12 protein-coding genes and 1 riboswitch are annotated in these 15,036 nt (G+C 59.6%); of the genes, 5 read left to right on the top strand and 7 right to left on the bottom strand.

Annotated elements, in window-relative coordinates; all coding sequences use genetic code 11:
* Window positions 1-210: 210 nt before the first annotated feature.
* On the bottom strand, window positions 211-462 hold the full coding sequence (locus CPY51_RS25850; RefSeq protein WP_111163068.1) for a YMGG-like glycine zipper-containing protein: 252 nt from the start codon (window positions 460-462) through the stop codon (window positions 211-213).
* A gap of 53 nt (window positions 463-515) precedes the next feature.
* Window positions 516-671 (bottom strand): DUF3309 family protein, encoded by a 156-nt coding sequence (locus tag CPY51_RS25845; RefSeq protein WP_111163067.1) that lies wholly within the window; start codon window positions 669-671, stop codon window positions 516-518.
* Window positions 672-1,657: 986 nt separating this feature from the next.
* Between CPY51_RS25845 and CPY51_RS25840 the strand changes: the two genes are divergently transcribed.
* From CPY51_RS25840 to CPY51_RS25820, 5 genes are all read left to right on the top strand, one after another.
* Entirely contained in the window at window positions 1,658-4,825 is a 3,168-nt protein-coding gene (locus tag CPY51_RS25840; protein ID WP_111163066.1) for a helicase-related protein, read from the top strand.
* A 3-nt stretch (window positions 4,826-4,828) separates the two neighbouring features.
* Window positions 4,829-5,233: an RNA-binding S4 domain-containing protein gene (locus CPY51_RS25835; RefSeq protein ID WP_111163065.1), complete on the top strand. Its 405-nt coding sequence runs from the start codon at window positions 4,829-4,831 to the stop codon at window positions 5,231-5,233.
* A 207-nt stretch (window positions 5,234-5,440) separates the two neighbouring features.
* Window positions 5,441-5,779: a ferredoxin FdxA gene (gene fdxA / locus CPY51_RS25830; RefSeq protein WP_111163064.1), complete on the top strand. Its 339-nt coding sequence runs from the start codon at window positions 5,441-5,443 to the stop codon at window positions 5,777-5,779.
* A 409-nt stretch (window positions 5,780-6,188) separates the two neighbouring features.
* On the top strand, window positions 6,189-6,758 hold the full coding sequence (locus CPY51_RS25825; RefSeq protein ID WP_111163063.1) for a CarD family transcriptional regulator: 570 nt from the start codon (window positions 6,189-6,191) through the stop codon (window positions 6,756-6,758).
* Window positions 6,759-7,139: 381 nt separating this feature from the next.
* Window positions 7,140-8,003 (top strand): RNA polymerase factor sigma-32, encoded by an 864-nt coding sequence (locus CPY51_RS25820; protein ID WP_111163062.1) that lies wholly within the window; start codon window positions 7,140-7,142, stop codon window positions 8,001-8,003.
* A 70-nt stretch (window positions 8,004-8,073) separates the two neighbouring features.
* On the opposite strand, the gene CPY51_RS25815 is transcribed toward CPY51_RS25820, so the two are convergent.
* From CPY51_RS25815 to CPY51_RS25795, 5 genes are all read right to left on the bottom strand, one after another.
* The gene (locus CPY51_RS25815) at window positions 8,074-9,531 is read right to left on the bottom strand and encodes a M48 family metalloprotease (protein WP_111163061.1); all 1,458 of its coding nucleotides are present in this window, start codon (window positions 9,529-9,531) and stop codon (window positions 8,074-8,076) included.
* A 351-nt stretch (window positions 9,532-9,882) separates the two neighbouring features.
* Complete coding sequence (locus CPY51_RS25810; RefSeq protein WP_111163060.1) at window positions 9,883-10,596, bottom strand: thiamine ABC transporter ATP-binding protein; 714 nt, start codon at window positions 10,594-10,596, stop codon at window positions 9,883-9,885.
* Window positions 10,589-12,226, bottom strand: coding sequence for a thiamine/thiamine pyrophosphate ABC transporter permease ThiP (gene thiP / locus CPY51_RS25805; protein ID WP_111163237.1), 1,638 nt, complete (start codon window positions 12,224-12,226; stop codon window positions 10,589-10,591). Before thiP ends, CPY51_RS25810 begins: the two co-directional genes overlap by 8 nt.
* Before the next feature lie 10 nt (window positions 12,227-12,236).
* Window positions 12,237-13,238 carry a thiamine ABC transporter substrate binding subunit gene (thiB, locus tag CPY51_RS25800; protein ID WP_244598789.1) on the bottom strand — a complete coding sequence of 334 codons (1,002 nt, stop codon included), beginning with the start codon at window positions 13,236-13,238 and terminating at the stop codon, window positions 12,237-12,239.
* A gap of 74 nt (window positions 13,239-13,312) precedes the next feature.
* A riboswitch (TPP riboswitch) is annotated at window positions 13,313-13,427 on the bottom strand.
* 71 nt (window positions 13,428-13,498) lie between these two features.
* Window positions 13,499-15,034, bottom strand: coding sequence for an MDR family MFS transporter (locus CPY51_RS25795; protein ID WP_111163058.1), 1,536 nt, complete (start codon window positions 15,032-15,034; stop codon window positions 13,499-13,501).
* Window positions 15,035-15,036 lie beyond the last annotated feature (2 nt).

The raw sequence follows: 15,036 nt of genomic DNA, 5'->3' as shown, positions 1-15,036 counted from the left end.
TCGACAAAACTTATTCCGATTCTATCGAACCGGCGCGGGCGTGATTGCTCGTGTAGGAGACATATCGGTCTCCATGGTGGCAAGCAGAAGGTTCGTCTTTGATGACCGATCGTCAACGGTGCGTTGACGATCGGCTCTAGCCAACGGCAATGCAAAGTCGCAGATGTCAAAACGGACGCCGAAGCGTCCGTTTCAAGCGTCTGCAGCTATTTAGTTGCAACGAGCCTCATAGCGGCGGCCGTAGCGATCGCGATATACGCAGTAGCCTTGACGCTGCGAGCGGCCGATAAGATTGCCGACAAGACCGCCGGCTACGGCGCCGACTGCTGCTCCGCCCCAGCTGTGAGTTACTGCGCCACCGATGATCGCGCCGCTACCTGCGCCAATAGCCGTTCCCTGCTCTTCAGGCGTGCAGGATGCGAGTGTGCCGATAAGAGCGATTGCGATTACAAGTTTCTTCATGTCACTGCTCCGTGGATCTTGGATTACATAACTGATCTAGTATTTATTGCGTGTCAAATCCGCCCTAATAACACCAGGACGAGGATAATTACGACAACAAGTCCCAGGCCTCCCGACGGGCCGTAGCCCCAACCACTGCTATATCCCCAATTCGGCAGCGCGCCAATCAGCAGTAAAATAAGAATGACAAGCAATATTGTGCCAAGCATCGTCCATTTCCTCCAGCTTCCCACCAGCGATATTCGCTGACATTAGAAACTTCTTTCACGCGAATTTGTTCCATGGCTTTCAAAGGCGGCTTTGCTTCCTGCGTGTCATCGAACCGAATCGCTTTTTTTACACCCATGGCCTGCATTGAGCGGAGGGGCTGTCCCGTTGCAAAATGTACTTAAGGTTAAAAAACGCTAGAGCCACAATAGCTGCGGGTGGTCTGCAACCTATCCGCGGTTTACCGGGGATCAAGCGGGCGTTTTCCAGCGACGCCTGCGTTTGCGCATCGACTTCGCGGCAGTCAGAGAATGAGGGGAACCGGGAAAATCGCAAATGCAACTTGAGGAGGAATGCTGCCCGATCGTGCCTGGACCGCTTTTTGGGCTCGGCTAGCAATCCACGATTCAATGCGATTCTGTCGTGCAACCATTCAGAGTCCTGTATGTTGGCGCGCGAATCTCACTATATATGGTGTTTCCGGTAGGTCGAAGCAGATATTCGGGCGAAACCATCGCGATTCTAACGGAATCCTCGCCCACTATCGCGTGAGAGACGGCCATGGCGGCATCGCTCCAAATTTAGATGCTTTTACAAATAGTTAATGTCTGCCAACGATCAACATCTGGGCATTCTGGGCAATTTTCTCGATTCGCCTCCGGCATTTCGTGGCGCATTTGCTGGATTCAGTATCTGGTATAATCATTTGATTCTAAATCTACATATAGCGGTGAACAAAACAAGAATTCACCGGAGTCAGCGATTCGTCGCTGATTCGTTCCCAACGTGTTCTCCGATGGTCAGGACTCGCACCGGCTGTAGGTCGAGTGTATCCCATGGGTTGTGATTTCGGCCCAATTGCAGTGTTTTTAACCGTCCTTTTTTGGTTCGGGCCTTGCCTTTGTCGCATATGATCGTCATCTGTTCCTCACTTCACAGAGGAGCGCGTTGACGGGAACGCGACCGCACCTCGTCCTTACATGGATATATGACCCTGACTTCGCAGCCTATGATCCTCAGCGGACGCGGCGTGACCGCAGTGCTTGGACCGACCAATACCGGCAAGACGCATTATGCCATCGAGCGCATGGTGGCGCATGGCAACGGCGTAATCGGATTGCCGCTGCGCCTTTTGGCGCGCGAAGTCTATACCCGCGTCGTCGAGAAGGTCGGAGTGCAGAACGTGGCGCTGGTAACTGGCGAGGAGAAGATCTCACCGCCGAACGCCCGCTATTCCGTCTGCACCGTCGAAGCGATGCCGCGCGAGACGCGGGCATCGTTCGTTGCGATCGACGAGGTGCAGCTGGCCGGCGATCTTGAGCGGGGCCACATCTTCACCGACCGCATTCTGCATCTGCGTGGCAGGGACGAAACGCTGTTGCTTGGTGCGGGCACAATGAGGCCTATCCTGGAGCACCTGCTACCCGGAATAACCGTTGTCGAGCGGCCGCGGCTTTCTCATCTGGCTTATGCCGGTCAAAAGAAGATCACCCGGTTGCCGCAGCGTTCCGTCGTCGTCGCCTTCTCGGCAGACGAGGTCTATGCGATTGCCGAGCTTATCCGCCGGCAGCGTGGAGGCGCCGCGGTCGTGCTCGGGGCGCTCAGCCCTCGGACACGCAACGCGCAGGTGGCGCTCTATCAGGCCGGCGATGTCGAATATCTGGTGGCCACCGACGCAATCGGCATGGGTTTGAACCTCGACGTCGATCATGTTGCTTTCGCCCAGGATCGCAAGTTCGACGGCTACCAGTTCCGCAATCTCAATCCCGGCGAACTCGGCCAGATCGCTGGCCGCGCCGGCCGCCATTTGCGGGACGGCACGTTCGGCGTGACCGGCCAGGTCGACCCGTTCGACGCCGATCTGGTGCGCCGGATCGAGGGCCACGAATTCGACAATGTCAAAGTCCTCCAGTGGCGGACGAAACAGATCGATTTTTCCTCGATCGCCGCTTTGCGGTCGAGCATGGACGCTGCGCCCAAGGTGTCCGGGTTGACGAGGGCGTTGCCGGCCGTCGATCAGCAAGCGCTGGAGCAGCTGTCGCGCTATCCCGAGATCATCGATCTTGCGATCGGGTCCGAGCGTGTCGAGAAATTGTGGGAAGCCTGCGCGCTGCCCGACTATCGGCGCATCACGCCGGCGCAGCACGCCGATCTTATCGCGACCCTCTTTTCCGATCTGGTTCGCTATGGCACTGTCAAAGAAGACTTTCTTGCCGAGCAGGTGCATCGTGCCGACCGAACGGATGGCGAGATCGACACGCTTTCGGCACGAATCGCGCAGATAAGGACATGGACCTATGTGTCGAACCGGCCCGGTTGGCTTGCCGATCCGACACACTGGCAAGAAAAGACGCGGGAAATCGAAGATCGATTGTCCGATGCGTTACATGAACGGTTGACGAACCGCTTTGTTGATCGCAGGACATCTGTGCTCATGAAGCGCCTGAGAGAGAATGCAATGCTGGAAGCTGAAATCAGTGTGAATGGGGATGTCTTCGTCGAAGGACATCATGTGGGACAGTTGACCGGTTTCCGGTTCACGCCCATTGGGGGGACCGAGGGACCTGATGCAAAGGCTGTCCATACAGCTTCGCTGAAGGCGCTCGCGCTCGAGTTCGAGGCGCGGGCTGCACGCATGCACGCGGCCGGCAATAGCGATCTGGCCGTCAGTGCCGATGGCATGGTGCGCTGGCTCGGTGATCCCGTAGCGCGGCTCGTCGGCAGCGATCACGTCATGCGCCCGAGGGTCATCCTGCTTGCCGACGAGCAGTTGACGAGCAATGCGCGCGATCATGTTGCCGCGCGCATCGAGCGCTTCGTCAACCATCACATCAGCACGGTGCTGAAGCCGCTCGACGACCTGTCGCGCGCCGAAGATCTGCAGGGCCTTGCCAAGGGGCTTGCGTTCCAGCTGGTTGAAGGCCTGGGCGTTCTGTTCCGCCGCGATGTGACGGAAGAAGTAAAGTCGCTGGATCAGGATGCGCGCGCATCGATGCGCCGCTACGGCATCCGTTTCGGCGCCTATCATATCTTTGTGCCGGCACTCCTGAAACCGGCGCCAGCGGAACTGATCACCTTGCTCTGGGCGTTGCGGAATGACGGCCTCGACAAGCCGGGCTATGGCGACCTCATCCCGGTTCTTGCCGCCGGCCGCACTTCGGTTGTCACCGACCCGACCTATGAACGCATGTTCTACAAGCTTGCCGGCTTCCGTTTCCTCGGCAAGCGCGCAGTGCGCATCGATATCCTCGAGCGCCTGGCGGATATCATCCGTCCGCTGCTGCAATGGAAGCCGGGCCAGGCCGGTCGTCCCGACGGAGCCTATGACGGCCGCCGGTTCACGACCACGACCGCGATGCTGTCCATTCTCGGAGCAACGCTGGATGATATGGAAGAGATCCTCAAGGGTCTTGGCTATCGCGCCGATGCAGTAAAGCCAGAGGAAGCCGCCGCCTATCTCGCTTCGCACGAGGTGTCATCAGCGCCGGCCGCTTCTGCCGAACCTGCGCATGAGGCTGCTGAAAAGACAGACCATGACGATGCTGACCATACCGTGGAAGAACCGACGCAGGAAACGGCCAGCGCCAAGCCGGACGCAGCTCCTGCCGTCATCGATGTTCCCGCCGTTTCCGAGGAGGCCCCTGTTGCCGCTGAGCCGTCGATAGAAGGCGCTTCAGAATTGCCGGGCGTAGAAGTCGTCGCGTCTGAGCCAGTTGAACCAAAGCCGGTCTTGCTTTGGCGCCTTGGCGGCCGCAACGACAATCAACGCCAGCCCCGCAACCATGGTGATCGTCGTGGTCATCAAGGCTCCGGTCAGGCGCAGGGTCAGCAGCAGGGCAACAACCGTCGGAACGAGGGCGAACAGGCAGCTGTTCCGGCTACGGAGGGCAACCGCGAGGCTCGTGATAATCGCGGGAAGCGCGGCAAGGAGGGCGGTGGTGGCCGTCCGCCACAGCAGGGCAACCGCGGCGATCGCAACAACGACCGGCAGGATCGCGGCGATCGCAAGGATCGCAACGATCGGAACAACAACCGGGGTCCCGGGGCATCGCAGCCGCTGCGTTTCGAAGCCAAGCCGCCGCGCAAGGAAAAGCCGATCGATCCGGATTCGCCCTTCGCCAAACTCGCTGCTCTCAAGGAGCAAATGAAGAAATAAGCCATGACGGAAGAGAGACAGCCATGCCCCGGTCCGCGTCAGCGCATCGACAAATGGTTGTTTTTCGCCCGGATGGCAAAATCCCGTTCCCTGGCACAGGTTCATGTCCAGCAGGGACATGTGCGGATCAACGGCGAGCGGGTTGTTCAGCCAAGCTACGGCGTCAAGCCTGGCGATCGGATAGAGCTGAAGCTGGAGCGACGGGATATTGTCCTCGTCGTGAAACAACCGGGTAGCAGGCGCGGTCCGTTCGAAGAGGCAAGGTTGCTCTATGACGATCTGACACCTGCCGCAGCTGAGACAAAACGTCTCACCGCCCTGGAGCAGGCGCTACGTACTCCTGGTGCCGGACGTCCCACCAAACGGGAGCGTCGGGCGATCGATCGGTTGATGTCGGACGACGATTAGAAAACTCTGTTGCCGCGCGGCGGAATTCCGGATGGTTTATCCTTGAAATCCGGCGATAAAGCCGATACCTGACGTTCAACCTGCTGGCAAACCGCCGGTCGGCATGTATGCATTTTCTCGCATTCTCATGTCCGCGCCGGCTCCCGAGGGAAAGGCGCGACGTTCCAGGTTGCCCGCCCCGGAGAACCGAAAATCCTGGAGTGTTTCATGACTTATGTCGTGACTGACAATTGCGTGCGCTGCAAATACACCGACTGCGTAGAAGTTTGCCCCGTAGATTGCTTCTATGAAGGCGAAAATTTTCTCGTCATCCATCCCGACGAATGCATCGATTGTGGGGTCTGCGAGCCGGAATGTCCTGCTGAGGCGATCAAGCCCGATACCGAGCCGGGTCTGGACAAATGGTTGAAGATCAACGCCGAATACGCCTCCATCTGGCCGAATATCACCGTGAAGCGTGATCCCTTGCCTGATGCCAAGGCGCTCGACGGCGAAGAAGGCAAGTTCGAGAAGTATTTTTCTGCTGAACCTGGCGCCGGCGACTGACGTTCGAAAGCGTCAGCCTCGCGCTCGCCCCGCCCGCGCGGTGTTGGAAGCCAGAGCTTAAACGTATCATCGTCAGCGTTTCTTGAGGCGGCCCTGTTACGCCTGTTGAAGCGGATGAAGCAAATTATTGATTTCCTCAGATTTTTGTGATAGCTTCCTCATACTGATCCATTGTGGCATATCGCATGCCTCAAACCACCACGAAAGCAAACAGACAATCCGCAAGCGGTTTCCTCGACATATCAATGTTTTGAGTTGTCGGGTCATGGACCGCGATGATCGGATTTCTTTTTGTGTGCGTCTGGCTGGACCAGGATGAAGTCACCCCGACGGTCATATCGTCTCATCCGGGCCTGACTGACCCGGCCTCGGCGTTAGCCGGGTGCGTAACAGGGAGTTTTTGATAAGAATGACGACCCAGCAGAAGAAACCTTCAGTGCGCCATGGCTTCAAGACAGGCGAATCGATCGTGTATCCGGCCCATGGTGTTGGTACGATTACCGCGATCGAAGAGCAAGAAGTCGCGGGCATGAAGCTTGAGCTTTTTGTGATCGATTTCGAAAAGGACAAGATGCGTCTGAAGGTGCCGGTAGCCAAGGCTATGAGCATCGGCATGCGCAAACTTTCCGAAACGGACTTCGTGGAACGTGCCTTGAAGGTCGTCCAGGGCAAGGCTCGTGTCAAGCGTACCATGTGGTCGCGACGCGCTCAGGAATATGATGCCAAGATCAATTCTGGCGATCTGATTTCCATTGCCGAGGTGGTTCGCGATCTCTATCGCGCAGAAAACCAGCCGGAGCAGTCCTATTCCGAGCGTCAACTCTATGAAGCTGCGCTCGATCGCATGGCCCGCGAGATTGCCGCCGTCAACAAAATGTCGGAGACGGAAGCGGTCCGCGTCGTCGAAACCAATCTGAACAAGGGTCCGAAGCGTGGCAAGGTTGTCGACGAAGAGGATTCACAGGACGAAGCCGCTTAAGGCAGCAGTTTCGGCATGATCAAAAACCCGGCGCTCGCGCCGGGTTTTTCTTTGGAACTTATTTCGCCTTGTGGCGTTTAGCGCATGTATCTGTGGCAGACCGCGTACGTTCGCATGTCTGTTGCGTCCCGAAATATTCGAGAGGACCGGATCATGCGCTTTTCATCGAGCCTTCGCATCTCTTCGAAGGTAGGTAGTTCACCGCATCGTTCTGACAAGCCCCCCATGAAATTCTGGCCCCAATGAAATTCTGATTGATTTCGGGGGTCCTCGCTGAAGATCCCTGCATCGAAACCAAGTTCATTTGATCTGCGCATCGCTGCGCGGAAGCGAGTTTCCTTTTTCTAAGTTGCGGCGCGAAGCCGAGTTAGGGAGAATGATATGAAAAGCATGTCTGCAGATCGGCGCATGATCAAGATCGCAATGGCTGCCCCTTACCTGGAGCGCGCTGAGGAGCACGATCTTGCCATCCGCTGGAAGGATCACGATGATCGCGGGGCTCGCAACAAGATCGCGACGGCGCATATGCGTCTTGTCATTTCCATGGCAGGCAAGTTTCGCAATTTCGGACTGCCGATGAGCGATCTGGTGCAAGAGGGATATGTTGGCCTTCTGGAAGCTGCGGCTCGCTTCGAGCCTGAGCGCGAAGTGCGTTTCTCCACCTATGCCAGCTGGTGGATTCGCGCTTCGATCCAGGACTTCATTCTTCGCAACTGGTCGATCGTGCGCGGCGGTACGAGTTCAGCTCAGAAGGCGCTCTTTTTCAATCTTCGCCGGCTACGGGCAAAGCTTGCCAAGGGCGACACACAGTTGACCGTGCAATCGATCCACCAGGAAATCGCGGCGGCGCTTGGCGTCAGCCTTAACGACGTGCAGGTGATGGATGCGCGCCTGTCCGGCAATGACGCGTCGCTACAGGCTCCCTCGATCTCCGGTGACTCGGAGAGCGCCGAACGCATGGATTTCCTCGTCAGCAACGAGCCGTTGCCAGACGAGCAGGTGTCGAACATGATTGATGGAGAAAGGCGCCGGACCTGGCTCGCCTCCGCCTTGACGCATCTCAACGAGCGAGAGATGAAGATCATCAGCGCCCGCCGACTGGCGGAAGACGGCGCGACGCTTGAGGAACTCGGTGCGCATCTCGGTATTTCCAAGGAGCGTGTTCGCCAGATCGAAAGCCGCGCGATCGAAAAACTCAGGAGCGCGCTGGTCAGCGCCGATCCCCGAATGGCTACATATGCCTAACCCCCTAGAGGGCGAGGTCTCTACTAAATCAGCACGATGACTTCAGGCCCGGCCCTCGCTGGGCCTTTTTTTATTCGGCGATAATCTTTACCCGGTCGCCAGGGGCGATCGATGCGCCGGTCTGAAGCGCGTTGATCAGCTTGAAAAGGTCAAGCTTTCGGTCGGTTCCCATCATGCGCGAGGCGAGCGTCGTGATCGTATCGCCCGGCTTCACCGTCAAGACACGGACACGCAAAGGCTTCAAGGAGGCGGCTTCCGCGGGCGTGATGTGACGGAAGCTAGCGCGCAGGATATCCGCGGTCTGCTCCAGCGCAGCACTTCCCTTTGGCACTGCCGTCAGGAAGCGGAAGATCTGCGACTTGTCGCGGATGACGGTCACGTCGAAGTCCCAGCGATCGGCGGAGGCATGCGCGGTTGCGGCTTCCATGCCGTTGATGGTCATCGGCTTGATGGTCGACGTGTCGAGGCCGGTCACCCAGCCACTGGAAATATAGTTTGTCAGGGTCTGGTTCTGGCTGTCGGCAACTCCGTCGAAGCGAATGGCGATGTCGCCCGGACCGGTGGCAAGAACCGCCTCGACCTTGTTGTCGATACGGAAATCCGGCGGGACGTCGAAGCGAATGCCGAGGCCGCCGTGGAGGAAGGTCTGGCCACGAACATAGCCCTCTTCGGGGCTGTCGCCGTATAGCAGGCCATCGATGCCGTCGAGGTAGTAGTCACGGCCCTTGTCCCCGACCTTGCCGTCTTCGCCGAATTCACGGGCATGGTCGCGCGCAAGGTCAATGCGCTGCGGGGTGCTCGGATGGCTCGAAAGGAAGTCGAGGCTTTGGTCTGCGTCGGAGTTTGCCGACATGAAGCGGCTATAGGCTTCCATCGAGTCCAGGAAGCGAGCGGCCGCATATGGGTCGTATCCTGCCTGGCCGAGAGTTCGAATGCCGATCTCGTCCGCTTGCAATTCCTGCTGGCGGGAGAAGGCAGCCAGGCGCAGCTTGCCGCGTGCCAAGGCCTGCTTGCCGGCGATATCGCTGGACAGGACTTCGGCGACGACGCGGCTGGCGATGACCTCGGCCTCTTCGCGTTTCTGGCGCTCGACACCATGATTGGCGGTGACGTGCGCCATCTCGTGCGACAGCACGGCTGCGACTTCCGACGCGTCGTCGGCCAGCGCCAAAAGGCCGCGGGTGACGTAGAGATAGCCACCGGGCAGGGCAAAGGCGTTGATTGCCGGCGAGTTCAATATGGTGATGCGATAGGATTGTTGGGGGTTCTCGGAGACGCTCGTCAGCGCACCCGCAATGCGCGCTACCAGGCGCTCGGTCTTGGCGTCCTTATATTCGCCGCCATAGCTTGCGACGATGCGTGGGTGTTCGCGGGCGCCCATCTGCGCGCGTGGATCGTTCTTCTGGACCTCGGAGACGATCTGCGGGTTGGCGGAAGGCGAAACGTTCGGCTGGTACGACTGGTCCACGAGCGACTGACAGCCGTTCAACGCTGCCGCCGCCAGGAAAACGAGCGCGCAACGCCGCATATGGGCAGTGACGCCGTGTTTCCACGCCCAGCCGGAGCCTGTTGCTTCGCGTCGCTTGCGTTTCGTCTGCGTCAGAGCCTGTGTTCCACTCATCTCGTATACATGTCGGCGAGACGCCGGTTGGAGCCGATCATCATCGCATCTTGTCGAAGGTTAGGTCCATTCCGGTCGCCGCGCCGCTGATCCGGATGGTATAGGCCTTTTGCTCTAGCTGATTTCGGCATTGGTTGCATAGCGAGACTCTGCTTAATTGTGGCGGCGTTGTATTTTAGCAAGCATGACGTCAGACATTCTCATGTCCTCGCAACAATGAAATTATGGCGAAAGTTGTGTTTTGTCGGTGCGGCAAATTCAATGTTGCAAAAACACCTGCAAAGCGGGGATGCCCCGATGCTCCAGATAGGCTTCGATAGGTGCTGCCAGCCTCACCTCACCGGCCTCAAGGAAAACTGCGTAGTCGGCCAATCGCCTCACCTCCTTTGGATCATGCGACACGATGAGAACGGTGTTCCCGGTCTTTAGATGAAGCAGCTTCAGGAGGTCGGACATCCCGGCGCGCAGGCTCGGGTCCAGAGCCGCGAAGGGCTCGTCGAGCAAAAGCAACGGCCGATCGCGTACTAGTGCACGCGCGAAGGCTGCACGCTGACGCTCGCCGCCGGAGAGTGTCCCCGGCAGGCGCCTTTCGAAGCCGGCAAGCCCGACATTCGCCAGGGCCTCGGATATCCGCTGGCGGTCGTCTGCCGCGAGCTTGAGCGAGGGACTGATGCCCAGCCCGACATTGGTGAAAAGGTCAAGATGCGCAAAGAGGTTGTTGTCCTGGAAGACAAGAGAAACTGGGCGCACAGCCGGATGAAGCGCAGTCACATCGTGACCGTCGATCGAAATCGTGCCGCTGTCCGGGGCGTCGAAACCCGCTACCAGGTTCAGGAACGTGGATTTTCCCGCTCCGGATGGGCCGGTTATCGCGATGATCCGGCCTGCCGGGAGATCGCAGTCGAAGCGGAAATCATGCGTTCCAAGCGTTAGCCGCACGTCGGCCATCACAATCCCCCGTGCGTCAGCCATGCAATTCGCCTTCTCTCCGGCTATTTCCCTGACCTAACGTCCCGCCAATCGTCAACAGAAGGCAAAGAGCGCCAAGGATCAAGGCGAGACCGTCGGCGTCATTGGTCCGATAGCTTCCGAGGCGGCTATAGAGCAGCCAGGGCAGGGTCACCAAGCTGTCGGATCCGAAAAGTGCGACGGCCCCGAGATCGCCGAGCGACAGCGCCATGGCGAAGGACATCGCCATCAGCAGCGGCCTGCGCAGACCGGGCCAGTCCACCAGGCGCAAGCGCGCAAGTCCTCCAAGCCCGAGGCTCGACGCCAGGCGCGCAGTGCGCTGGCGATGAATAGCGTATGCGGGGTCGACGACACGGATGACGAAGGGCAGCGCCATGAGCGCGTTGATCAGAACGACCAGCAATGCGGCGAAACGTGTCGGATCGGTGAATGTGCGGAGTGCAAGGAACCAGCCGGTGGCGAGAACGATGGGCGGAACCAGCAGGACAAGCGAGGAGGAAGCCCCAAGCGTAGCGGCGAGGATCGAAAGCGCCATTGCACGTCGGCGCTCTGCTGCTACGGCATATCGCGCCCGGATGATCGCCAGCGATGCAAGCACGGATAGCGCTCCGGCTGCGAGCGCGATAGCAAGGCTGGTGAGCGCTGCCTGGACGAAAACAGGTTGGCCGATGAGCTTGGCGATATCGGCTTTCAGTCCGGCCACGACGATGGAGGCAAGCGGCAGTCCGACGAATAGTGCCACAGCAAACAGCAATGCGGCATCGGTCAAACGTGCAGCCCACTGCTCTCCGTCGGTGCGCCGTATGGGCCTGCCGGCCGTTACTCCATGATCTCGGGGAGCCGGAAACAAAGACATCGCGGCAAGAACGATCGCTGTAACCGCGATCTGCATCAGCGACAGCGCAACGGCGCGGCCGGGATCGAAGTCGAAGCGCAGGGCCTGGTAAATCGCCACTTCGAGCGTCGTCGCCGCCGGGCCACCTCCAAGCGTGAGAACAAGCGTAAAACTTGTGGCGCAGAGCATGAAGATCAATCCGGCAATGCCGGGGATGATCGCACGCAGCACCGGCCACTCGATAAAGCGGAAGACCGAAGCGGGCCGCATGCCGAGCCCTGTCGCCACCAGCCAATATTCTGCCGGCACGCGTTCCAGTCCCGCCAGCATCAGTCGGCAGGCGAGCGGCAGGTTGAAGAACACGTGGGCGATGAGGATACCTGCCAGACCATAGATGCTTATGGGCTGAGAAAGGCCGATTGCGACCAGCGCCTGGTTCAGGACGCCGTGCCGGCCCCATATGCCGAGCAGGCCGATTGCCCCTATCAGCACCGGCAGGCCCATGGGGACCGCCATCAGCCGGATGATCCAGATACGGCCGAAGAAATGCCGCTGGCGAGCAAGCGCCCGAGCGATCGGTATGGCGAGAAGCACGGATAGAACGGTTGAAAGAATGGCCTGCAGCAAAGTGAAACGCAGGACGCGAAGGATATAGGGGTCGAGCAACGAAGGGCTGTCCGGTGCTTCTATCCCGGCTGCGAGCAGCGCTACGACCGGCAGGCCGATGAAAAGCGCCATGCCGGCAAGGCTCATTGCCCCGCCGGCCAATGCGCTTCTTCGCTCTGGCACGGTCAGCATCGCCGGCACGTCAGTTCGTGCCGGTGGCCTTCAACCATTCGTCGATCCAGGCCTTGCGGTTCTTTGCGACGACGGAAGGGCTCATCAGGAAGGTCTTCGACGGCACGACCAGCTTGCCGAAGGCATCCGGCAGGGGCTGCGAGGTCGCGGAGACCGGCATCATCCAGTTGTTGGTCGGAATGGTGTCCTGGAAAGCGGGGGAGATCATGAACTTGAGGAACTGGCGTGCCAAATCCTTGTTCGGGGAGGCTTTGATCAGGCCGGCAACCTCGATCTGGATGTAGTGTCCTTCGGAAAAGGCCGCTGCCTGGTAGCGCTCGGTCTTGTCCTCGATCATGTGATAGGCGGGAGAGGTGGTATAGGAGAGCACCATCGGCGCCTCGCCCTTGGTGAAAAGATCGTAGGCTTCCGACCAGCCGGGGGTCACCGTCAGGATACGGCCCTTGAGTTTGGTCCAGGCATCGCCGGCCTTGTCGCCGTAAACCGATTTCACCCAGAGCAGCAGGCCGAGACCGGGGGTCGAGGTGCGGGGGTCCTCAATGACGATCTTCTGCGATGGATCGCCTTCGACCAGTTCAAGCATGCTCGTCGGCGGGTTCTTGATTGCCTGCGTGTCGTAAACCACTGCGAAATGGCCATAGTCATAGGGGACGAAGACGTCGTCCTTGAATTCGCCAGGCACCTTAAGGCCGCTGGTGTCGATGCCGTGGGTGTCGAACAGGCCGGTGTCCTTTGCCTCGTCGACGAGATTGGTGTCGAGGCCGAGAACGAGGTCGGCCTTGGTGGTGGCGCCCTCCAGTTTGAGCCGCGAGAGCAGCGCGACGCCGTCGGTGACGCTGACGTAGTTGACGGTGCAGCCGCAGGTCTTTTCGAAGGCAGCCTTCACCTTGGCGCCTGGACCCCAGTCTGCCGTGAAGCTTTCATAGGTATAGATCGTCAGTGTCTTGTCGGCTGCCTCGGCCTGGCCGGGGCTCGAGAATGCAGCGACTGCGGCGAGCGCCAGGCCTGCCATCAATGTCGTCAGCGATCGGGTGGGCATGTCGCCTCTCCTCCATGGTTCGTGTTGAATGGGAAAAGGGCGCTTTGACATGTCACGCGTCTAATCCCTCCGCCGGTGTTAGCCGGATCAGGTTCCGCGGGTTGGCCGTCGAAAGCCTCTCAGCCTTGCGTCATCTGACCCAAGGCACCCCGTTAGAGCGTTTGAAGATTTAGCGTGGTGGCAGGCCGGTGGCAAGAGGCCGCGATGCAGCCGCCGGTCGCATGATCGGCACGTTATTCTGCGGCGTGAGCTGCTGTCGTCGGGTCCAACTTCTTGGCAGTTCCGGGCAGCTGCACGTTCTTCAGCATGGCTGCGGTCGTCAAGCCGATAAGGCAGGTGGCGGCGGCGGTCATGAACAATGGGCTGAAGGCGCCGGCATAGGCGTTGGCAACCGCTTCGCGCGTCACCTCCGGCAGCGAGGCCATCATCTTCGGCGTCAGTTGCTCGATGTTGCTGACGCCGGGAATGGAGAGGCCGACATGCGACAGCTTGGCGGCGACGATGGCTCCATAGATGGAGATGGCAATCGACGCGCCGCCCATTCGCGACAAGGTCACGGCACCGGTTGCAGCGCCGACGTCACGGCTTGCCGCCGCGTTCTGTACGCCGATGATCGGCACCTGCTGCGCGAGGCCGATACCGATACCGTGGAGCAGCATAAGACAGCCAATAAAGGCAACCGGCGTGCCCGCATGGACCTGTGACAGCGTGGCAAAGGCGATCAGACTGCAGGCGGCGCTGCCGACTGCGAAAGGCTTGTAGCGTCCCGTTGCCGAGATCAGCCGCCCGGCAGACAGCGAGCCGCAGACGATGCCGCCGGTCAGGAGAATGAAGAGCAGTCCGGCCATGGATGGCGAAAGGCCGGTCGTCGTTTGAAGGAACAGGGCAAAATAGTTGACCATGCCGATTGCGATGGCCCCGCTCGTTACCGAGCAGATCAGCAGGAGGCCGAAGGTCGGATTGCGGAACAAGGTCATGGGCACGATCGGTTCCGGCGCGCGGCGCTCGACGAAGACCCAGGAGACAGCGCAGACAACGCCGAACGCAATAATGCCGAGGCTTGCAGGAGACAGCAGCGATCCGAAAAGTTCGGTGCCGTCCGCAGCCAGAACGATGCTTGTCGTCGTCAAGGCAAGCAGAATGGCGCCCGCGTAGTCGATCTTTGGCTTACGCGCCGGCTTGCGGTAGGGCAGCATGGTGATCAATCCGGCAAGGACGATGAAGCCGATCGGCACGTTGACGAGGAAGATCGAGCGCCAGCCGAACAGGTCGCTCATCGTGCCGCCCAGAACCGGGCCGATAGCGCCCGACGCCATCAGCACCAGACTGGAATAGCTCTGGTAGCGTGCGCGCTCGCGGGGTTCGAACAGATCGGCATTGATGGAAAAGATCGAAACCAGGATGCCGCCGCCGCCAAAGCCTTGAAGGACGCGGGAGGCGATCAGCGTGTTCATGGATACCGAGAGCCCGCAGACTGCCGAACCGACGGTAAAGATCGTGATCGCCGTGATCATCACATATTTGCGCCCGAAGAGGTCGCCAAGCTTGCCATAAACCGGCATCACCGCACTCAAGGACAGCAGATAGGCCGAGCCGATCCAGCCGAAACGCTCGAGATGCCCGAATTCGCCGACGATCGTCGGCAGCGCCGTCGACACGATCTGGTTGTCGAGCGTCGCCATGAACATCGCGGTCAGCAGGAAAAGAAATAGAATAAGCCGCCGACGAGGATCCGTGACGAGCGGCACAGGCGCAGTTTGCATGTCCATGG

The sequence above is a fragment of the Arminella tubonensis genome, assembly GCF_003240585.1.
Lineage (GTDB): Bacteria > Pseudomonadota > Alphaproteobacteria > Rhizobiales > Rhizobiaceae > Rhizobium > Rhizobium tubonense.
This window is presented reverse-complemented; position numbering and strand designations above follow the sequence as displayed.